Origin of the sequence: Anaerococcus sp. Marseille-P9784 (genome assembly GCF_902500265.1) — a bacterium.
Taxonomy (GTDB): Bacteria; Bacillota; Clostridia; order Tissierellales; family Peptoniphilaceae; genus Anaerococcus.
On sequence record NZ_CABVOZ010000003.1, the window covers coordinates 196,246 to 219,238 of the forward strand.

Here is a 22,993-nt window from a genome sequence, read left to right on the forward strand (position 1 = left end):
TTGTTGATTATACAAAATAATTTACTATTTTTCAAGAGTAAACTTAGATAAAAAGCCTAATTTTAGACTTTTTTGTTAATTTATTTAAATAATCTGTATAAGATTCTTTTAAATAGATATCCTTTAGGTTGATTAATAATTCATTTTCGTTTTCATTATAAGAATTTACTCTCAAAATCATGAATTTTCCATCTTTTTCGAATACTTCACTAATTTCATCTAATTTTTTAACTTTAGCTAATGATAAATATGGATCATCAATATAAACAAATTTACTATTAATTACTTCGTAATTTTTTATTAACTTATCAAGATAAGTTTTGTAATCACTGGCTGATTTTATCTTTGCTTTGGCTTTGTCAGCTTCATATTTGCTATCAAAAACTAAAATATTGTATTTATACATTCTCTGATATTTTTGATTTTTCTTGTAAAATTTTAAAATATCAGAATCTTTAATATTATTATGGGCTAGAAAATAGTCATAATGTTGTTTTCTTATAGAGTCTCTAAATAAGATATCATTAAAATCTTTTTCACTTAATCCTAACGCTGTAAGATTTGCCTTTAATGAGTCCTTACCTCCTAATTCATTTTCAAGCTCATTCCTTAGATCAGTCGCGCCATTATCATCAAGTTTTATATTTTTTTCTTTTAGATCATTTAGCATAACTTGGTCTTTTATTAGAGAGTCTACTAATTCTTTTTCTAAAATCTTGTTATTTGTTTTGCCTTTTTCAACTTCTTGATCCAAATAATTTTCACCGTACATTTTTGTATAAAAATTTTGGTAAAATTTAAGTTCTTTTGAATAAAGATCCTGACTTATTGCTACATCATCAACTAAGGCTACATTGCCTTTATATTCATTTTTTTTATTACATGAAGATAGGATTGCTAACGCCAATATTGATAGCAAAAATACCTTAGTTGTTTTTATCTTCATCTTTTGATTCTTCAGAATCGTCAGCATTTTCTTTACTGTCAGTTGAATCTTTATCTTTATTTTCTTCTTTATCGGCTTGATCGTTTGTTGGATTTTCAGTTGTTGATTCTTCTGCCTTGTTTGTATCTTCAGTTTCTATATTTGCTTTTTCTTTTAATTCGTTAATATAGTCAGAATATTTTTTGTTAGCAACTGCAGCTTTAATTTCATCTTTGAAGTCATCAACTGATTCTAAAACTTTATTTACTTTTATAATATGATATCCAAATTTTGTTTTAACTGGATCGCTTATGTCTCCTTCTTTCATTGAAAAAGCTTTATCTTCAAATTCTTTTACCATTTGACCTCTGGTGAATTCACCAAGTTTTCCACCATTATCCTTATTTTGTGTATCTTTTGAATACTCACTAGCTAGTTTATCAAAATCTTCGCCCTTATCTAATTTAGATTTTACTTCTTTAGCAGTTTCTTCATCTTCTACTAGTATGTGAGATGCATCAACTTTGCTATATTGATCTTTGTTTTCTTCGTAATATTTTTTTATTTCTTCATCTGTAACTTCGTTATTTTTTTCAAACCATTCTTTATGTTTTTGATACATCAAATCTTTTTTGACTGTTTCTTTAAACATATCGACATCCATGTTATAGTCATCTAACATTTTATCAAATGCTTCTTGACCGCCCATTCTTTGGACAGCTTGCATGAATTGGTCAGAAATTTCCTTATCTGTAACTTTGATGTCATTCTTTTTCAAGTCGTCAGATATTAGTTTATCTTGAATCATCATTTGAACAATAGAGTTTTTAAGTTGTTGTTGACTAGCTAACATTGCTCCATAAAAAGAGATCTCTTTTTTGTAATCATCTTTGCTCAAATTTTCTCCATTTACTACTGCAACTACATTATCAGGTAGTTTTTTCTTAGAGCTAGCTTCTTTGGAAGTTTCAGTGCTTTCTGTTTGTGTGTTCTCTTTTTTGTCTGTCTTATTTTCAGCATTATTACAAGCTGAAAATATCATTGAACTTGTCAATAATAACGCTATTAACTTACTTGATTTTTTCATTTTTACTCCTTATTTTTCTTATTGTATTTAAAAATTCATAAGTATCTAATAATTTTGTTTTACTTGCTGGTAGAATAAATGATGGATTAGTTGATAAGTTTATCTTCATCTCAGATTTATAATTCTGGCTTATTTCTTTTAATTCTTCAATAGAAAATAGATCTCTGTTTTCAAAATATAGATTTATACTTGAATTCTTTTCTCTAATTTCTTTAAAACCAGTTTCACCAGCAAGTGATTTTATTAAGGATACATACATTATATTATCCACCATTATCGGAATATCGCCATAAATATCTATCAAATCTTCAACTAATATATCGTAATCGTGAGAATTTTCAATTTTAGCTATTCTTTTATATATTTCTATTTTTTGTGATTGATCACTTATATAGGAATTTGGAATGTATGCATCAACTTTTATGTCAATATAAACATCATTGCTTTTGTTTTCTTTAATTTCTTTTCCTGAAGCTTTACTTACAGCCTCTTGAAGAAATTTCACATATAAATCATATCCAATTGAGCTAACATGGCCACTTTGGCTTTCACCCAAAAGATTTCCTGCTCCTCTTAATTCCAGATCTTTCATAGCAATTTTATAACCGCTTCCAAAGTCTGAGAAATCTCTTATTGATTTTAACCTTTTTTCAGAAACTTCTGATAAAACTTTGCCCTTTCTGTAGGTGAAGTAAGCGTAGGATGAGCGATTAGACCTACCAATTCTACCTTTAAGTTGATAAAGCTGAGCAAGACCCATATTATCAGCATCATAAACTATAAGAGTATTTACATTTGCAATATCCATACCGGTTTCAATTATAGTAGTTGAAAGAAGTATATCGATATCGCCCAATATAAAATCATTCATTATAGATTCTATTTGCTTAGGGGATAACTTTCCATGAATTATTTCTATTCTTGCATCAGGAATTAAAGTTTTTAGATGATTAAAAATACTAGTAATATTATAGACTCTGTTATAAACAAAATATACTTGTCCATTGCGATTTAATTCTTTTTCAATGGCAGATTTTATAATATTATCGTCATATTCCAAAACATATGTATTTACAGGCATTCTCTCTTCAGGTGGCTCGTCTAAGGTAGATAAATCTCTTATGCCTGCTAAAGACATTTGTAGTGTTCTAGGAATAGGTGTTGCGGACAAAGTTAAAACATCAATATTAGTTTTTAAGGTTTTTAATTTTTCTTTATCTTTAACACCAAATCTTTGTTCCTCATCGATTATTAAAAGACCAAGTTTGTTGAATTTTACATCTTTTGATAACAATCTGTGAGTGGCTATTACCATATCAACTTTACCAGATTTTAAGTCTTTAAGTATTTCTTTTTGTTTATTTTTACTTACAAATCTTGAAAGCATTTGAATTTCCACTGGAAAATTTTTAAATCTTTCTTTGCTTGTTTCATAATGTTGATTAGCTAAAATTGTAGTAGGCACTAAAAAAGCAACTTGATAACCATCAAGTATTGCTTTAAACGCAGCTCTTAAAGCGACCTCAGTCTTTCCATAACCAACATCTCCTGTTAAAAGCCTATCCATCGGCCTATCAGTTTGCATATCTTCTTTAATTTCTTCTATACTTCTAAGTTGACTAATGGTTTCTTCGTAAAAAAATGAATCTTCAAATTCATTTTGCCAAGTGGAATCCTTGCTAAAAGCATGACCTTTTTCTTTGGATCTTTTAGCATAAAGTTTAACTAAATCATCAGCAATCTCATTTACCGCTCTTCTTGCTCTTTGTTTTGCTTTTACCCAACTTTGGCTTCCAAGACTTGAAAGAGTTGGCTTTTCGCCCTTATTACCTATGTATTTTGAAACTAAATCCATTTGATCAATTGGAACAAAAACCTTATCATTGCCCTTATAATTTATAACAATAAAATCTTTTTGTATGTTGTTAACTATAATCTTTTCTAGTCCACTATAAATTCCTATTCCATTATTTTCATGAACTACATAATCTCCAATTGTAAGATCTGAATAGTTTATAATATCTGATGATGATAACTTTGATTTGGTTTTTTTATGATAATTTTTCCTATTAGTTGTAAAAATATTGTTTTCATTAAAAACAAATAAATTAGCATCTCTAATATAATAACCATCTTTAGCTTGAATATCTAATAATGTTAACTTAGTATTATCCGAAAAAGAAACATCAAAATTTTCTCTATTATTGAATTCTTCTAATAGATTTTGGCTTTTGATAGAATTTGGCAAAAGTGCATAGGCCTTACAATTTACAGGCAAATTAGAAATTGTTTCTATAAACTGACCTAAATTATTATTAAAATGCTCAACTTCAATAGTTTTAAGTTCTATTAATTGTTTAGGGTAAAATAATTTAGATTTTTTTAAAAGTGATGTAAAATTTATTATGTTAAATTTTTTTACTTGCTCATAAATTATTTTGCTATCAACTAATAAATTATTAAAGCTTGAAAAGACTTCTCCCCTATCTCTTTGATAGGTTACAGCTTCCAAAAATTCAAGATCAGATTTTTCATTTTGATCATAAATTCTATTGACATCATCAAAAATAAATACTGTATCTTCTGATAAATAATCTAAAAAGTTTTGATAATTTGTAGCTCTGTATGGATTTATAAGATCAAGATTAGAAATATAGGATCTGTTATTAATAAAATCTAATATTTGCAAATACTTATCTTTTAATTTTTGATCAGAGCTAGTTTTGATATTTTTAGATAATTTACTAATTTCATCAGTAATTAACTTAGTTACTTCATCAAAATCTTTACTTTCATATGATAGCTCATTGGTAGTAGAAATAGTAAATTCATTAATTTTCTCTATCGTTCTTTGAGTAGATTTATCAAAAAATCTTATCGAATCAATCTCATTATCAAAAAGCTCGATTCTTATAGGGTTCTCATAATTTATAGGCCAAATATCAATAATAGAACCACGTTTAGCAAATTCGCCTTTATTTTCTACTAGAGATGATAAAGAGTAGTTTAAATTTATTAATTTTTTTATGAATTCATCTTGGTCTATTTCATCCTCAGAGCTAATTTTAACAAAGTTATTATTAAATTGAGATAAAGTAGTTAGTTTATTTTTTATGGCCTCTAAGGTCGTTATAGTAATGAACTTTTCGCCTTTAGATTGTTTAATTAAAATTTCTAGTCGATTTGCAGAGATTTTTTCATCAATTGATTTTATATTGTAAAAATTAATTTCTCTAGCCGGATAAAAAAAAGCTACATCCTCAATGCTATTAATTATATTTAAATATTCTTTAGCGATTTTTTCATTTTCTACAATCAATATCAGATTTTGATTTAAGCTTTCAAAAATCGATAGAACCAAGTGGGTTTTTATTCCATCGCTAAGTCCATGGATTTGTATAGGAGATTTTTTAGTGATGTTCTCCTTAATAATATTTAATTGTTCTAAATTATTTAACCTATTTATTAGGAAATTTTTTTCTTTATTCATCTATTAATTTTATTGAGTTGAACTTATTCATTGCTTTTTCAACTCCACTATCTAAGATCATTTCAACAGCATCGCTTGCCAAAGCAATTTCATCTCTAATAATTTCTACTTCTTTCTCAGTAAATCCACTTAAAACAAAATTAGCCAAATCCATATATTCAGGTTTTTTACCAACAGCAATTTTAATTCTTGGAAATGAATCATCGACTAAGTTATAAATTATCGATTTCATGCCATTATGGCTGCCTGAAGAACCTTTTGCTTTTATACGAATTGTTCCAAAATTAATATCTATATCATCTACTATTACAATTAGCTTATCCATATCAAAATTGTAATAATTTCTCAATTCTCTAATGGCCTCGCCTGATGAATTCATGTAAGTTTGTGGCTTTATGAGCATGACTTTTTGGCCAGAGATTTCTCCCTGACCATACAAAGACTTAAATTTTAATTTTTTTACTTTAATATCAAATTTTCTACTAAGATAATCAATAGTTAGAAATCCCATATTATGTCTGGTATTTTCATATTTATCACCAGGATTTCCTAGTCCTACTATAAAATACATCTATTCTCCATCATCAAACAAACCAGAAATTGATTCGTAAGTATTTATTCTATGAATTGCTTCAGCCAAAAGTGGGCCTACTTCAAGTTGTTTGATTTTATCTAATTGTTTTTCTTTTGGTAGCTGTATAGTATCAGTTATAATTACTTCTTTAACTGAGGAATCTGATAATCTTTCTATGGCTTTACCAGAGAATACTCCATGAGTTGCAGCTATATAAACATCCTTAGCTCCATTATCAATTAGATAATTTGCAGCATTTGTTATAGTTCCTGCAGTATCAACCATATCATCAACTAAAATTGCATGTTTACCTTTGAAATCACCTATTACACTCATAACTTCAGAAACATTAGGTTCTGGTCTTCTTTTTTCTATGATTGCAATTGGTAATTTTAAATAATCTGAAAATGCTCTTGCTCTTCTTACTCCACCTAGATCAGGACTTACCACTACAAATTGATCACTCTTATTATAAGCCATATCAATAAAGTATGATGAAAGAAGTTTGATTGCAGAGAAGTGATCTACTGGTATATCAAAATATCCTTGAATTTGTCCAGCGTGTAAATCCATTGTTATAATTCTATCTGCACCAGCTTGTGTAATTAAATTAGCTACAAGCTTTGCTGTTATCGGCTCACGACCGCGAGTTTTTCTATCTTGTCTAGCATAGCCATAATATGGTATTATTGCGTTTATGTAGCCTGCTGAAGCACGTCTACAAGCATCTATCATTATTAATAATTCCATCAAATTATCATTAGTTGGATAGGAAGTCGGCTGCATTATATAGACATCTTTGCCCCTGATAGACTCGTTTATTTTTATTTTAATTTCTCCGTCGCTAAATTTTTCGATTTCTGAAGCCCCTAATTCGATTCCCAAAGATTTTGCAACAGAATTTGCTAATTTTAAATTTGCATTACCACTTAATAATTTTAGTTCGCCTCTTTGGATAAAAGCCTTTGCATTACTTGATGTCATTAATTCTCCTTTGATTTTTCTAAATCTCTTTTTCTTTTTTTCTCAGTATAGCCAGCTATATTTTTTTGTTCCGCACGCTCAATGGAAAGCATACCAGAGCCAACATCTTTAGTAATTGTAGATCCTGCGGCAATGTAAGCATCTTTTTCAATGTTTACTGGAGCTACAATATTTGAATTAGAACCTATAAATGCATCATCTCCTACAATTGATCTATGTTTAAATTTACCATCATAATTTACAAAAATCACGCCACAGCCAATATTTATTCCACTTCCAAGATCACAATCTCCAACATAGGCTAAGTGACCAGCCTTTGTATTATCTCCAACGTTAGAATTTTTAACTTCAACAAAATTACCAATGTGTACATGTTTACCAAGTTTTGCCTTTGGTCTTAAGTGAGAATATGGTCCAACATCTGTATTTTCACCAATGGTGGAATCTTCAATAACAGAATTATCTATTTTTACACCTTTGTCTAAGATTGAATTTACAATTCTACTTGAACCTTCAATTATGCAATTTTCACCAATAATAGTTTTTCCTAATAATTTTACTGGTCCACTTATTATTGTATCTTTTCCAATTTTTACTTCTGGATCGATGTATACCATATCAGGTGTTTCTATTATTACACCGTTTAACATATGATTTTCATTAACTCTTTTTTGGATTATTTTACTTGCTTCTGCTAATTCTTTTTTTGTGTTTATTCCATAAAACTCATCAGCATGATCAGCTGTAAATGCCATAACTTTTTTCCCTTCGTTTGATAATATTTCGATACAATCAGTTAAATATAGTTCATTTTGATTGTTTGAGGAATTTAGTTTTTTGATTGATTCTTTAAAATTTGAACCTTTGAAAATATAAATACCAGTGTTTATTTCATCAATATTATTTTGGTTGATATTAAGGTCCTTATGCTCGACAATCCCTATAAATTCTCCCTTATCGTCTCTTATAATTCGTCCATAACTAATAGGATTTACTATTTTTGTAGATAAGACTGAAGCATCGTTATTATTTTCCACGTGATTATTGATGAAATATTTAATTGAGGCTTTTGTAATAAGAGGAATATCGCCGTTTAAAACCAATACTTGATCATTATCTTCAATATAATTTGAAGCTAATGATGCGGCGTATCCTGTGCCATAAGGGTAATTTTCTCCGATTTTTTGCTCTATCACAAGATCATTAGGGAATAATTCTTCGATTTGATTTTTATTTTTCCCAGCTATAATTATGGTTTTAGAATCCTCAAATCTTGAAGCGTCTACAACATATTTAATCATTTCTCTATTTAATAATTTGTGTAAAACTTTTGAGGTTGAAGATTTCATTCTTGTTCCCTCTCCAGCTGCCATTATAATTACTTTTAACATATTTTTTCCTAAGCTATTTCTAAAGCTAAATTCATCATATTTGTGTATGATATTTCTCTATTTTCGGCACTATCTGCAACTTCTTCAACCAAAGAGTCGCTAATTGTAAATATACCAAGGGCTTTTTTACCATATTTTCTAGCAGTCATATAAAGTCCATAAGTTTCCATTTCTACGCACAAAACTCCATATTTTCTTAAATTATCAAATACTCCATCTGGTAGTTTATTATAAAATTGATCAGAGCTATGAACTTGACCGCAATGAGTTGTATAAGACAATTCATTTGACTTGTTATAGGCTTTAAGCAAAAGATCAAAATCTGGTGTTGGTGAAAAATTAATATTTGCAAATAAATTATCGTTTATTGAACTTTCTGAGCAAGCACTTGTTGCTATAACAATATCATGAAGTTTGATATCTTCTTGCATAGAACCAGCTGTTCCAATTCTAATTATAGTGTCCACATCGTAGAAAGCGAATAACTCATTGTAATAAATCATAGATGATGGTATGCCCATTCCTGAACCCATTACAGAAACTTTTTTCCCTTTGTAGTATCCTGTAAATCCGAGCATTCCACGAGTTTTATTAAATTGTTTAACATTATCTAAAAAATTTTCTGCAATAAATTTTGCTCTGAGTGGATCTCCTGGCATTAGTACTGTGCTTGCAATTTCATCAGGACTTGTTGCCGATATATGGGGTGTTGGTATATTCATATTTTTCTCCTTAAACTAAAATTTACATCTATATTTTATCATTTTTATACAAATTTTAAAGTATTAGAATAGTTTATCTTATCTCTAATTTATTTATCTTATCTACTCTTTTTTGGTGTCTTCCTCCTTCAAATTGTGTCTTGACGAATTCTTCTACAATCATATTAGCTAATTCATTGCCTAATACTCTTGCCCCAATACATAGACAATTTGCATTATTATGAGCTCTACTCATTCTTGCAGAATATGTATCAGAAACGCAAGCTGCTCTAATGCCATCAATCTTATTTGCTGACATACTCATTCCAATGCCTGTGCCACATATTAATATAGCATAATCAGCTTCTTTTGATAAAACTTTTTCGCAAGCTAGCTTCGCATAATCAGGGTAATCTACACTTTCATGACCATTTGTACCTACATGAATAACAACATGTCCCATAGACTCTATTTTTTCTTTTACAGACTCATATAAATCGATTCCACCATGATCATTTCCTATAACATATTTCATAAAATATTCCTTTCATTTTTTCTTATTATAGTATAAAATTATGGTATCATAGGATGTTAAACTTTACAAGTTTGATAAAAAAGCATATCATATATTTAATAATACTAAAAGAATAACTTAATTAGGAGTAATAATGTTTGAATTTAAATTAGATGAACATGAAGTATCTAATGTTCATTTTATTGGAATAGGCGGTATATCTATGAGTGGTATCGCTGCTTTGTTGTTAAATAAAGGATACAATGTTTCTGGATCTGATAGATCAATGAGTGATATAGTTAAAAATCTTGAAAATCACGGTGCAAAAATTTATATTGGTCAAAGTAAAAATAATATAAATAATCCAGATTTAGTAATTTATACTGATGCTATTTTGGATGATAATGAAGAATTAATAGCTGCAAGAAATCTAGATGTTCCTGTTATAAGCAGAGGAGTTTTTCTAGGAGCCTTGATGAGAAATTATGAAAATTCAATAGCTATTTCTGGTTCTCATGGAAAATCAACAACTACAAGTATGATATCAAAAATTCTTCTAAATTCTAAGGAAAATCCAACAGTTCTTTTAGGCGGCGAACTTGAAGATTTGGAAGGTAACGTTCATGTTGGAGATGAGAAATTCTTGGTAACTGAAGCTTGCGAATATAAGGGAAATATAAGATATTATTTTCCTCAAACTCTAATTGTTCTTAATATTGACCAAGATCATTTAGATTATTATAAAAATCTAGATCATATTGTTGATACTTTCAAAGAATATTTGAGAAATCAAGATGAAAATTCTATTACTATTAGTAATTTAAATGAAGCTAACAACCGATTGATTTTTGATTCTGTTCAAGGAAGACTCATTACTTACGCTCAAGAAAATGACGAAGCTGATTATGTTGCAAAAAATATAAAATTTGACGAAATCGGTAGACCAAATTTTGATTTAAAAATGAAAGATGGTTCTATTGAACACTTTGAACTTGGAGTAATTGGTAGACACAATATAAACAACGCCATGGCTTCAATTATTGCAACCTATGAAAACGGAATTGATATCGAAACTATTAGAAAAAACATCAAAGCTTACAAAGGTCTAAACAGAAGAATGCAAATCTTAGGACATGTTAATGATGCCACTATTATGACTGATTATGGCCATCATCCATCAGAAATTGATGTTACCCTAAAAGCTTTAAGAGAACATACCGATGGAAAATTAGTTTGTATTTGGCAACCTCACACTTACAGCAGAACCAAAACTTTATTTAACGACTTTTTGAAATGCTTTGATGGAGCTGATGAAGTCGTAGTTACAGATATTTATGCAGCAAGGGAAAAATTTGACCCTACAATTCATTCAAAAGATGTAGTTGATGCCTTGGTAAAAAAAGGAATCAACGCCAAATATTTGGGTACTTTTGAAGAAGCTCGTGATTATGTTTATCAAATTGCTGAGCCTTCTGACTTGATAATCACAACAGGTTGTGGAAATCCAGATGTGCTAGCAAAAATGATAGTAAATGATTATAAGAAAAATAATAAATAAAAATAAGCTGATAGCATTTATTTATCTTCTTATTCTAAGATGAATATTTGCTGTCAGCTCTTTTAATATTCACATTCTATATCTAATGAAATCGCCATAGCTTCATTTATTTTTTGCATTATTGCATCATCAAAACTTCCAATTTTTTCACGTAGGCGCCTTTTATCTATGGTTCTTAATTGTTCCAACAAGGCTACGCTATTTTTAGGAAGACCAAATTCATTCCCCCTTATTTTTACGTGAGTAGGAAGCTTCGCCTTATTAAGTTGACTGGTTATTGGTGCAATAATAATTGTTGGTGAATATTTATTTCCTACATCGTTTTGTACAATAATTACTGGTCTTACTCCCCCTTGCTCGCTACCTACAACTGGAGATAAGTCTGCATAAAATAAATCTCCTCTTTTAATTTTCATTGCTAATACCTAAATAATCAACTATTTTTATAACTGAGTTGTTTTTCATGTAAACTCTTGGCACTCTCATTGAAACTGATGTCATTAATTCATAAGTAATAGTTGAGATTTTTTCTGCTTCTTTATAAATATCAGGATAAATAATGACTTCATCGTCAATTTTTACATCTAGGTCGCTTACGTCAACCATAAGTTGATCCATGCAAACTCTTCCCAATACTTTGCAATTTTTATCTTTAATCCTAAGTTCACCTACATTTGAGAATGCCCTAAAAAAACCATCAGCATAGCCAATTGCAACAGTTGCTACTTTCATCTCATTGGGAGAAATAAAAGTAGATCCATAGCTAATCGGAGTTCCCTTTTTTATATTTTTTACAAAAGTAACCTTGGATTTTAAGCTAAAACATTGAATTAAATCAATATTTGAATTTTCTCTTAGATAAATAGAAGGATAAATTCCATAGATGGCAATTCCCACTCTAACCATATCTTTTACAGTTTTTTGCTTTAATGCTCCAGCGCTATTTGACAAATGCAAAAATTTAAAGTTAAAATCGTTTTTAATTTGATTAATTATATTGTCATATCTTTTAGCTTGCAAATCCATAAAGCTTTCATCTTCTTCATCTGCGCTGGCATAATGACTAAAAGCAGAGATCACGTTGATGTTTTTTAGATTTTTTAACTCTCTTATTTTATCCAATTCATAATCTCTAAATCCTATCCTAGAATGACCTGTATCTAAAGCTATATGTACGTTTATTTTATTATTTAAGTTAGAATTTATTTTTTTTGCATATTCTATGTCATAAATGGGAATATCTATTTTGTGTTTTGTGCATAAATCCACATCTTTATAAGAAACATAACCTAGGATAATAATTGGTTTTTTTATTCCATTTTTTCTTAAAATTAAAGCTTCACTAACTTTAGCAACAGCAAAATAATCTACTTCATTTTCTATATATTGAGCAATTTCAACTGATCCTAAACCATATGCGTTAGCTTTTACAACAGCACAAAACATAGAATTTTTATTTAATTCTTTTATTTTTATTACATTTTCTTTTATAGCATCTAAATTAATAGTTAAATATGTTTCCATCTATCACCTCAAAAGTTTTATTGCTTCTGCTATATTATTTATTATATCGCTAGCCATTAAAGATTCTTCACCTAATTTCATTTTTGCGATATCTCCAGCTAATGAATGAATGTATACTCCTAAAATTGCAGCATTATAGGAATCTAAATTTTTCATCAATGAAGCTATTATTCCAGTTAGGACATCACCACTTCCTGCTGTTGCCATACCTGGATTTCCAATTTTATTTATGTAAATTTTATTGCCATCAGTAACAATGGTATGATTGCTCTTTAAAACTAAAACTATTTTATGTTCTTTTGCAAATTCTTTTGCAATATTTTCCCTATCCTTATTTATTTCATCGATACTTATATTGGTAAGTCGTGAAAATTCTCCCAAATGCGGCGTTAAGATAATATTATTTCTTGTATCTATTATACTTAAATCTTTACTTAAAGCATTTAATCCATCAGCATCTATGACTAATTTTATTTTTGTATTTTGGATTATTTCATCTATTAGTTTATTTAATCCATCGCCTTTGCCCATACCAGGGCCGATCGCTAATACATCTAAGTCTTTGATTTTTTCTAAAATCTCATTAAATATTTCTTTGCTATAATAAAAATTTTCACAGTCTATAGATTTTATAATTTGTTCATTTGCTTTTATTTGCAAAATTGTGCTTATGGATTTAGGTGCAATTAGATAGCTCAGCCCTGCACCAGAACGCATTGATGCAAGGCTTGATAGATAAATTGATCCAGCCATTCCAGGACTTCCACCTAAGATTCCAATCCTTCCGTAAGTTCCTTTATGAGTATCAGATTTTCTTTTTTTCAATAAAGACCTAATATTTTTATCTATATCAAAAGAATATAAGTCACTGATTTGGCATACTGCTACTGCATAATCTCCATCATGGCTTATTGAAATTGAGGCATTTGTTTTGACTGAATCTATATAAAGAATTGGAATATTATTTATATGTCTAATTTCTATTTTTTTTCTAATAATACTAGAAATTTTAAGTCCATAAACTTTTAAAGCTGCTTCTTTGGCAGCAAAAATACCAGCTAAGCTTTGCCAATAGTTTGCCTTTGAACTTGCATAGTCTAATTCTTCTTTAGTGAAAATTTTTAAAATATTTTTTTTTAATGAAAATCTTTTTATTTCTACAATATCTATACCAATCATAATAACTCTTTATGAATACTTTTTGCTTTTTTGAGTATTTCATCCTCATCTAAATAGGTCAATTTTCCCTTATCAAGTAATAAATCACCATCAACAAAAACATATTCTATATCTCTTTCGTATGTCGAATAACATACTGAAGCGATAAGCTCATCAGTTGGAAAATGATTTACATTGTTAGTATTTATCATAATTAGATCTGCTTTTTTGCCAGCTTTTAAAGTACCAGTAAGCTTATCAATTCCAAGTGCTTTTGCACCATTTATTGTTGCCATTTTCAATACGTCAAAAGCTTTTAAATTAGAAGCATCTTTTAATTTAGATAAGAGAGCACAAATTTCAATTTCTTTTAACATAGACTGTTTATTATTACTAGCCGCAGAATCTGTTCCTAAGCACACGTTAATTCCATAATCTAGAAGTCTTGTAACATCTAAAATTCCAGAAGATAATTTTAGATTACTAGATGGATTATGAACAACAGAAACATTTTTTTCCTTTAGTATGGAAAGATCATTATCAGTAAGATAAACACCATGAGCTGCTATTGTTTTTTGATCAAATATCCCACATTCGTCAAAAATTTCTGTTGGAGTTTTGCCATATTTTTTTATACATTCATCATTTTCTACTCTTGTTTCTGATAAATGAATGTGGATAGGCATATTAAATTCTTTAGCTACTTTACTAATTTCCTTTAGATAATTTATAGTATTTGTATAAATAGCATGAGGGCCTAAAGCTATAAATATTTTATCGTCTTTATTATTATATTTTTTAAAAAGATCAATATTTTCTTTTAATTTTAAGAAGTTTTCATCAGGATAAGTTAAACCCCTTGCAATTTGAGCTCTTAATTTTGATTTTTCTAATGCTTTTATAGTTTCTTCTTCAAAAAAATACATATCAGCAAAACTAGTAGTACCAGATTTTATCATTTCTACAAAAGATAAAAGTGAAGCGTTGTAAACAATATCTTCATTTAATTTCTCTTCTGCTGGGAAGATATAATCATTTAACCAAGTCATCAAATCAGTGTCATTGCCATAATTTCTAAAATGGCTCATGGCAACATGAGTATGAGAGTTTATAAATCCTGGCATAGTTAAGTAATTAGAACCGTCAATTATTCTATCTGCCTTAAAATCATCTAAATATCCTATTGCTTTTATTAAATCATTTTCTATGTAAATATTAGAAATATTTATTTTCTCATCTTCCATAGACAAGACAGAAGTATTTTTAATTAATATATTCATTTTTTAAAAAAGGAGTGAAATTCACTCCAATTCTCCTATTTTTTCTTTCAATAAAGCATTAATTTCTTGTGGATTTCCCTTGCCTTTTGTTTTCTTCATAGCTTGACCAACAAGATATCCAAAGGCCCTATCTTTTCCATTTTTAATGTCTTCAATAGATTCTTTATTTTCGCTTAAAACTTCATCAACAATACTTGCCAAAAAATTAGAATCAGAAATTTGCAATAAATTTCTTTCTTTGGCTAATTTTTCTGGATCCTCATCACTTTCAAAGATATCTCTAAGAAGTTTTTTTGCAACATTATTGTTAATTTTATTATCTTTTGCTAGATTTATTAGTTTGGCAAAATTTTCTACTGATAATTGCATTGTTGAAGGACTTTTTTCAGTTTCATTTAATCTTCTTGATAATTCACTTAATATCCAGTTTGCAGTAATTTTTGGATCATTTACTATCTGGTTAGTTTTTTCAAACAATTCTGCAAGTTCTCTATCATTAGCTAGTTGACTTGCATCATATTCGCTCATTTTATAATCATTTATATATCTTTGTAATTTATCTTTTGGAAGTTCTGGGATATTATCTTCAATTTCTTTTATAAATTCTTCACTTATAAAAATTTCTGGAATGTCTCCATCGATTGCAAATCTATAATCATTTCCAGTTTCTTTTAAACGCATATGAACAGTTTCAAGCAATTCATCATCCCAACGTCTAGTTTCTTTAACTCCAGTTTCTCCCTTGGCTAATAATTCGATTTGCCTTTTTTGTTCGTATTCCAATGCATTTTCGATAGCTTTGATGGAGTTAATATTTTTTATTTCTGCTATATTGGTTTTAATATTATTGTCTAGATCAACTATATTTATATTTACATCACAGCGCATAGATCCTTCAGCCATAATGCAATCAGAAACTCCCAAAAATCTTAGATTTGATGCTAATGTTTCAACAAATTCTCGTGCTTCTTCTGGTGAATTCATTTCTGGTTTTGTTACTATTTCTATTAAAGGAACTCCAGCTCTGTTATAATCCATCAAAACTTTCCCATCTTCATCGTGATTTGATTTACCAGTATCTTCTTCCATATGAATTTCAATTAGACCAATTTTCTTGCCATTTGATAGTTCTACATAACCTTCTTTTGCAAATGGCTTGTCATATTGGGTTATTTGATAGCCTTTTGTAAGATCTGGATAAAAATATTTCTTCCTATCCATTTTTTGATTTCTATCTATTTGACAATTAAAAGCCATACCAGCTGTCAATGCAAGTTCGACTGCTCTTTTATTCATAACTGGTAATGCACCAGGATGGCCTAAACAAACTGGGCAAACATTCGTATTTGGTATTGCTCCAAACTCATTAGCACAACCACAAAACATTTTTGTTTTTGTCGCTAATTCAACGTGGATTTCAAGACCTATTATAGTTTTTGTGTTCATTTTGCCTCCTTGATAAATCTTTGTGCTGCATTTAATATTTTATTATCATCAAATCTATTTCCTATAAATTGTATAGATCCAGATAATCCTGATCTTACAGGAACAGATATACCACACATACCAGCAAGGTTAACAATTACATTAAAACCATCAGCTTTAAAATCACTTAGTGGATTATCTTTATTTTCTGTTATTTTTGTTGGTAAGTTTGTAGTTGTTGGTGTAATTATTAAATCGTATTCTTTTAATAAGTTTTCGAGTTCTTTTTTAATTAGTGTTCTTAATTGTAGACCCTTTTTATAGATTCTTTGATTATCACTTGCTGATAAATACATTGTTCCAAGAGCTATTCTTCTTTGGACTTCTTCTCCAAAACCTTCTGATCTTGATTTTATAAATAAATCATCTAAGTTATCATAATTTTCAGTTTGATGACCAAATCTTATACCATCAAATCTACTCATATTTGAGGAAACTTCGCTACTCATTACTACATTATAAACTGGGTTGGCAAATTTGGCGTATTTAAAATCAACAGTGTGGATTTCTGCCCCTAATTTTTCTAATCTTTCTATGGCTGATTTATAATCATCTTTTACTGTATCTTCTATGCCTTCATATATATCAGTATCTGTACTAATTACGCCAATTTTTTTGCCAGAAAAATCATAATCTTCATCTATAAATTCATATTCTTCCAAAATTGAAGTCATATCATTGGAGTCGCAAGATGAAGTTATACTAGCTAACAATTTCATATCTTCAATATTTTTAGCGAATAAAGATACTTGATCAAGGGTATTTGCCATTGAAACTACACCGTATCGACTCATTAAAGAATAAGTTGGTTTATAGCCTAGTATATTTGTATAGGAAGCAGGGCCTCTAACAGAGCCACCCGTATCTGTTCCAAGAGAAACTAATACATCACCATTGGAAACAGAAACTGCAGATCCAGATGATGACCCACCTGCTATTCTTTCTGTATCCAAATTGTTTTTTACAATGCCAAAATAAGATGTTCTTGAGCTTGCTCCCATTGCAAATTCGTCCATGTTTGTCTTTGCAATTATTATAGCATCTTCATTTAATAAATTGTTAACTACTGTAGCGTTATAAACTGGAGTAAAAACTTCTAGCATTTTTGATCCGCAAGTCATTCTCATATTTTTATAAGAAATATTATCTTTAACAGAAATTGGTAATCCAAATAATTTTCCTAATTTTTCGCCATTTTTTAATTTTTCTTCCAAAAACTCAGCTCTTTTAATGCTGTCTTCTTCATTGTAGCTAATATAAGCGTTATATTCATTGGCTTTGATTTTTGCTAGAGTCTCTTTTGTATATTCGGTTACGGAAATTTCACCTGTTTTAAATTTACTTACTAATTCTTCTATATTCATAAAAACTCCTATAATTTCCAATCCAATCTGAAATAACCAAATTCAGTATCTTTAGCATTTTTTAGGGCCTCTTCTCTTTTTATTGATCCTTGTACTTCATCATCTCTAAAAATTGCCTTATGGTTAAAAATTTCTTCAGTCATTTCAACACCATCTGTATCAATATCAAAAATATCTTCAACAAAATCTAATACTTTATTAAACTTATTTGTCAAAGCATCAATATCTTTTCCTTCAAGGCTAAGATTTGAAAGATTGTATATTTTTTCTACTTCTTTATTATTCATCCTATTTCCCCTCTAATTTTTCTAAAAAATCATATAATTGTTTATCTTCATAAATTTCAACAGAGAATTTTTTGGCTTTATCAAGCTTAGAGCCTGGCTTTAGTCCACAAATTAGAACATCGGTGTTCTTTGATACTTGACCTGTGACCTTTCCACCATTATCTTCTATCAATTCTTTTATCTGATCTCTATTGTAATTTTCAACAGTGCCTGTTATTACAAATGTCAAACCATCAAGTGATTTATTAGTACTTTTATTATTTTCTCTATTAATTATTATTCCCTTTGATAGCAATATGTCTAAGGATTCTTTAATCTCATCATCTTTAAAAAATTTAACGATTTCTTTTGAAGTAATTTCTCCAATATCATTAACTTCTTTTAATTGTTCAATATTTGCAGTTCTTAAATCATCTAATGTTTTGAATTTATCGGCCAAATCTTTTGCACTTCTTTCTCCAACATTAGGTATTCCAATTGCATATATAAAATTACTAAGTTGTGTGTTTTTGCTTTTTTCTATTGCGTCAAGTAAATTTCTAGTTTTTTTATCGGCAAATCTATCCAAATTTATTAGATCGTCGTAGGTTAGGTCATAAAGATCGTAAATTTCTTTTATTCCTAATTCATCCATCAATTGACCTATAGTTTTCTCTGATAAGCCTTCAATATCCATAGCATTCCTTGATGCAAAATGCTGCATTCTTGCTAATAATTGTGGAGTGCAAGAGATTGAATTTGGACAAATGATGTGGACATTTCCTTCGATTAACTCTGTGTGGCAATATGGACAATATTTCGGTTTTTCAATTTCTACTGTTCCCTCTTGATTTTCATCAACTACCCCTAAAATTTCAGGAATAACATCATTTGAGCGTCTAATAAAAACTTTTGATCCAATTTTTACTTTTTTTCTTTTAATATCATCATAATTATTTAGCGTTGCTCTTGATACGGTAACACCAGAAAAATCAACTGGTTCTAGGATTGCAGATGGTGTAACTTTACCAGTTCTGCCGACGTTCCATACGACATCTAATAAAGTTGTCGTGTATTCTTCAGCCTCAAATTTAAAGGCTATTGACCATCTAGGAAATTTATTAGTATATCCTAAAACATCTTGAGTTTTTTTATCATTTATTTTTATTACCACTCCATCGGTTAATATATCCAAAGTTTCTCTTTGTTTTTCTATTATTTTTAGCTCGTCAATAATTTCTTCATAAGTTTTGACTTTTTTATGATAAGTATCTACATTAAATCCTTGTTTTTTTAAAAATTCAAGCTTTTCTTCCTCACTATTAAAATCTAGCGAAGTTGTTGAAATATTATAGAAAAAAGCTGTTAGATTTCTTTTTTTAGTTTCACTGGTATCTAAATTTCTTATAGCTCCTGCTGCTGCATTTCTTGCATTTTTAAGTTGAAGCTCATTATTTTTATTATACTTTTTTAATTCGGATAAGGGCATTAAAGCTTCGCCTTGTATTTCTAAAAGAGACTTTTCTTTTATCTGAAGCGGTATAGATCTTATTGTCCTAACTTGAGCAGAAATCTCCTCGCCTTGGATTCCATTTCCTCTAGTTGCAGCATTTATAAGTTTTCCATCATTATAAGTTAGATTTATTGTTAGTCCATCAAACTTATATTCCATGATAAATTCTAATGGAGGTAATTTTTGAGAATTAAGCTCATTATAAGAATTTACAAGTCTTTTTGACCTATCTATCCAATTTGCTAAATCTTCATAAGATTGAGCCTTATCTTGCGAATATAATCTTGATATATGGTTATGCTTTTCAAATTTTTCTAAAATTTCTCCTCCAACTTTTTGCGTTGGCGAGTTTTCTGGTCTATAGCCACTTTCTTTTTCAAGTTTTCTTAATCTATCATAGAGCTTATCATATTCACCATCAGAAACTAAAGGAGCATCCAAAGTGTAATAATTATAGTTTAGTTCTTCTATTTTTTTTGCAAGCTCATCTATTTCTTTTATTATATCCATTTCACACCTTATAAATTGGGGCATATTTTTGATTTAATTTTTTTAAACCTTTTTTATCAAAAGCAACAACTAGCTCATTGCCGTCTTCGCTTTCTTTTATTTGAACTATCATTCCCTCACCCCATTTGGAATGCATGATTTTATCTCCAATATTATAATCTTCACTACCATCTTCTCTTACTTTTAGCTTTGTATCTAAAACAGATCTTCTGGTTTTTTCTCTCATATAATATTCATTTGAGATTTTTTCATCTATAGTTGATGAAAAGTAAGAATATGAGTAATTTTCTAATTCTTTTACATTTGATTTTATCTCTTCTATAAACCTTGAAGGTTTATAATAAATTGGGCTTCCGTAAGCTCGTCTTAATTTGCTACTTGTTAGGTAAAGTTTTTGGCAAGCTCTTGTAATTCCTACATAAAATAATCTTCGCTCTTCTTCTATATTTCCTTCGTCTATTGATCTTTTTCCTGGAAAAAGTCCTTCATCTAAGCCAACTATAAATACAACCTGAAATTCAAGACCCTTTGCAGCGTGCATAGTCATAAGAGATACGCTATCATCAATTTGCTCAGTTTTTTCCATTTCTGACATCAAACTTAAATTTTCCAAATAATCAAATATATTGTCAGCTGGGTTATTTTCTTCATATTCGCTAGCTGCTGAAATAAATTCATTAATATTATCAATTCTTGATCTATCTTCAATTGAAAAATTTTCTTCCAAGGCTTTTATGTATGTAGATTTTTCTAAAAGTTCTTTAATCAAATCTGTTATAGTATAAGCATAAGGATTTTCAAATAATTCCTTCAGAGGATCATAAAATTTATTAACTAAAGTTCTCATTCTATCAGTTAAAATTTTATTATAATTATCATCTGTAATTAACTCCATTATTGAAATATCGTTATCAGTTGCTATATCGCTTAGTTTTTCAACAGTTTTTAATCCTATCCCTCTTTTAGGCTCGTTAATGATTCTTTTTAGGGCAAGGTCGTCTTTTGGATTTACAATAATTTTTAAATAAGAAACTAAATCTTTAATTTCCTTTCTATCATAAAATTTAAGACCTCCTACAACCTTATAATCAATCAAGTTTTTCATCAAACTTTCTTCAAATGGTCTGGATTGGGCATTAGTCCTATACAAAATCGCCATATCTTTGTAAGAATATCCCTGATTTTTAAGAGATTTTATTTCATCAACTACAAATTTGCTCTCTTCACTTTCTGTAGAAGTATTTTTATAGATTACTTCGTCACCCTTCTCATTTTCCGTCCAAAGATTTTTATATTTTCTTTGAACATTATTAGCTATTAAAGAATTAGCGGTATCTAAGATATTTGAAGTTGACCTATAATTTTGCTCTAATTTTATTATTTTTGCATTATTAAAGTCTTTCTCAAAATTTAAAATATTATTGATATCAGCTCCTCTAAAGCTATAAATAGATTGGTCAGCATCTCCAACCACAAAAACATTTTGATGTAAGCCTGCAAATAATTTTATAAGCTCATACTGGCTAGCATTTGTATCCTGGTATTCATCCACAAATACATACTCAAATTTTTTTTGATAATATTCTAGTGTTTCTAAATCTTTATTTAATAATTCCAATACTTTGCCAATTAAATCATCAAAATCAAGAGCATTATATTCAAACTTTCTTTTTTCATAAAGCTTATAAACATTATAATATTCTCTATGGTACTGATAAAATCCGTCCATATTAAGAAAATCTTCTGGATTAATAGCTTTATTTTTTAAGTTTGATATTATATTTTGTGCATTTTTAGGGCTTATTTCTTCTTTATAACCCAAATCATTAACTATTTCTTTAAGAAGAGTTTTTTGATCATTGGTATCATAAATTGTAAAATTATTGGAATATCCTATTTTTTCAATATTCATTCGCAAAATTCTTGCACAAATTGAATGAAAAGTCCCAATCCATAGATTACTAGTGTCGAAATTTAATAGCTTACTTACCCTATCTTTCATTTCATTTGCCGCTTTGTTGGTAAAGGTTATGGCCAAGATATTTCTAGGGTCTACATCTTCATTTTCTATTAAATTTGCAATTGAGGTGGTTAAAACTCTGGTTTTGCCACTACCAGCTCCAGCTACTACTAATAGGGGGCCTTTATTATGTAAAACTGCTTCTTTTTGTTTATTATTTAATCCGTCAAGTATCATTGATACATCCTTCCTACCTAAATATTATACCATACAAAAAAAGGAGCCGTTGTAAATATATAAACTATAGTTTATTTTACAACAGATCCTTTTATTTATTAAGTAAAATTTACTTTTCGGATTCTTTTTGTTTTTTCAAATCTTTTTCAATAAGTTTTTCAAGTACAAGATCATATCCGCTTGAACCATAATTCAAAGATCTATTTACTCTAGATATGGTAGCTGTTGATGCACCTGTTTCTTCTTCAATTACATTATAAGTTTTTCTAATTTTTAGTAATTTTGCAACATGAAGTCTTTGAGCTATAGATTGGATTTCTCTAGCTGTACAAATATCTGTAAAAAAGTTATAGCATTGATCTATATCTTCTAGCATTAATATTGCTTCAAATAATTCATCAATTTGCGCATTTTTTAATTTTGATTCTGTCATATTACCCCCGTAAGATTATATTCAATCATATTTGTTCTT

General features: G+C 28.9%; 19 protein-coding genes. 1 reads left to right on the plus strand and 18 read right to left on the minus strand.

All coding sequences use genetic code 11. The features are described 5' to 3' along the window. Positions 1–43: 43 nt before the first annotated feature. The 8 genes from GAN53_RS07585 to rpiB form a co-directional block, all read right to left on the minus strand. Positions 44–946, minus strand: a complete 903-nt coding sequence (locus tag GAN53_RS07585; RefSeq protein WP_263969953.1) for a peptidylprolyl isomerase — start codon at positions 944–946, stop codon at positions 44–46. After that, positions 927–2,012 carry a peptidylprolyl isomerase gene (locus tag GAN53_RS07590; protein WP_151410505.1) on the minus strand — a complete coding sequence of 362 codons (1,086 nt, stop codon included), beginning with the start codon at positions 2,010–2,012 and terminating at the stop codon, positions 927–929. Before GAN53_RS07590 ends, GAN53_RS07585 begins: the two co-directional genes overlap by 20 nt. After that, a complete protein-coding gene (gene mfd / locus GAN53_RS07595; RefSeq protein WP_151410506.1) occupies positions 1,996–5,502 on the minus strand; it encodes a transcription-repair coupling factor in 3,507 nt (1,168 codons plus the stop codon). Before mfd ends, GAN53_RS07590 begins: the two co-directional genes overlap by 17 nt. Next, positions 5,495–6,073 carry an aminoacyl-tRNA hydrolase gene (pth, locus tag GAN53_RS07600; RefSeq protein ID WP_099320674.1) on the minus strand — a complete coding sequence of 193 codons (579 nt, stop codon included), beginning with the start codon at positions 6,071–6,073 and terminating at the stop codon, positions 5,495–5,497. Before pth ends, mfd begins: the two co-directional genes overlap by 8 nt. Further along, positions 6,074–7,060 (minus strand): ribose-phosphate diphosphokinase, encoded by a 987-nt coding sequence (locus GAN53_RS07605; protein WP_151410507.1) that lies wholly within the window; start codon positions 7,058–7,060, stop codon positions 6,074–6,076. Continuing rightward, positions 7,060–8,451 carry a bifunctional UDP-N-acetylglucosamine diphosphorylase/glucosamine-1-phosphate N-acetyltransferase GlmU gene (glmU, locus tag GAN53_RS07610; RefSeq protein WP_151410508.1) on the minus strand — a complete coding sequence of 464 codons (1,392 nt, stop codon included), beginning with the start codon at positions 8,449–8,451 and terminating at the stop codon, positions 7,060–7,062. The genes GAN53_RS07605 and glmU overlap by 1 nt, the downstream gene beginning before the upstream one ends. An 8-nt stretch (positions 8,452–8,459) precedes the next feature. After that, the gene (gene deoD / locus GAN53_RS07615) at positions 8,460–9,173 is read right to left on the minus strand and encodes a purine-nucleoside phosphorylase (RefSeq protein ID WP_151410509.1); all 714 of its coding nucleotides are present in this window, start codon (positions 9,171–9,173) and stop codon (positions 8,460–8,462) included. A gap of 73 nt (positions 9,174–9,246) precedes the next feature. Continuing rightward, positions 9,247–9,687, minus strand: coding sequence for a ribose 5-phosphate isomerase B (gene rpiB / locus GAN53_RS07620; RefSeq protein WP_151410510.1), 441 nt, complete (start codon positions 9,685–9,687; stop codon positions 9,247–9,249). Between the two features lie 133 nt (positions 9,688–9,820). Between rpiB and murC the strand changes: the two genes are divergently transcribed. Continuing rightward, positions 9,821–11,224: a UDP-N-acetylmuramate--L-alanine ligase gene (gene murC / locus GAN53_RS07625; protein ID WP_151410511.1), complete on the plus strand. Its 1,404-nt coding sequence runs from the start codon at positions 9,821–9,823 to the stop codon at positions 11,222–11,224. Positions 11,225–11,286: 62 nt separating this feature from the next. On the opposite strand, the gene GAN53_RS07630 is transcribed toward murC, so the two are convergent. From GAN53_RS07630 to GAN53_RS07675, 10 genes are all read right to left on the minus strand, one after another. Next, on the minus strand, positions 11,287–11,640 hold the full coding sequence (locus tag GAN53_RS07630; RefSeq protein ID WP_151410512.1) for a type II toxin-antitoxin system PemK/MazF family toxin: 354 nt from the start codon (positions 11,638–11,640) through the stop codon (positions 11,287–11,289). Further along, positions 11,630–12,748: an alanine racemase gene (gene alr / locus GAN53_RS07635; protein ID WP_151410513.1), complete on the minus strand. Its 1,119-nt coding sequence runs from the start codon at positions 12,746–12,748 to the stop codon at positions 11,630–11,632. The genes GAN53_RS07630 and alr overlap by 11 nt, the downstream gene beginning before the upstream one ends. A 3-nt stretch (positions 12,749–12,751) precedes the next feature. Then, positions 12,752–13,927, minus strand: a complete 1,176-nt coding sequence (locus tag GAN53_RS07640; protein ID WP_151410514.1) for an NAD(P)H-hydrate dehydratase — start codon at positions 13,925–13,927, stop codon at positions 12,752–12,754. Continuing rightward, positions 13,924–15,150, minus strand: a complete 1,227-nt coding sequence (locus tag GAN53_RS07645; RefSeq protein WP_318655665.1) for an amidohydrolase — start codon at positions 15,148–15,150, stop codon at positions 13,924–13,926. Before GAN53_RS07645 ends, GAN53_RS07640 begins: the two co-directional genes overlap by 4 nt. Positions 15,151–15,207: 57 nt before the next feature. Next, positions 15,208–16,632, minus strand: coding sequence for an Asp-tRNA(Asn)/Glu-tRNA(Gln) amidotransferase subunit GatB (gene gatB / locus GAN53_RS07650; RefSeq protein ID WP_151410516.1), 1,425 nt, complete (start codon positions 16,630–16,632; stop codon positions 15,208–15,210). Next, the gene (gene gatA / locus GAN53_RS07655; protein ID WP_151410517.1) at positions 16,629–18,035 is read right to left on the minus strand and encodes an Asp-tRNA(Asn)/Glu-tRNA(Gln) amidotransferase subunit GatA; all 1,407 of its coding nucleotides are present in this window, start codon (positions 18,033–18,035) and stop codon (positions 16,629–16,631) included. Before gatA ends, gatB begins: the two co-directional genes overlap by 4 nt. Positions 18,036–18,043: 8 nt before the next feature. Next, positions 18,044–18,322, minus strand: coding sequence for an Asp-tRNA(Asn)/Glu-tRNA(Gln) amidotransferase subunit GatC (gene gatC / locus GAN53_RS07660; protein ID WP_151410518.1), 279 nt, complete (start codon positions 18,320–18,322; stop codon positions 18,044–18,046). 1 nt (position 18,323) lies between these two features. Then, entirely contained in the window at positions 18,324–20,324 is a 2,001-nt protein-coding gene (gene ligA, locus GAN53_RS07665; RefSeq protein WP_151410519.1) for an NAD-dependent DNA ligase LigA, read from the minus strand. Position 20,325: 1 nt separating this feature from the next. Beyond that, positions 20,326–22,521, minus strand: a complete 2,196-nt coding sequence (locus tag GAN53_RS07670) for an ATP-dependent helicase (RefSeq protein WP_151410520.1) — start codon at positions 22,519–22,521, stop codon at positions 20,326–20,328. 109 nt (positions 22,522–22,630) lie between these two features. Next, a complete protein-coding gene (locus GAN53_RS07675; RefSeq protein WP_151410521.1) occupies positions 22,631–22,954 on the minus strand; it encodes a YerC/YecD family TrpR-related protein in 324 nt (107 codons plus the stop codon). Positions 22,955–22,993: the final 39 nt, after the last annotated feature.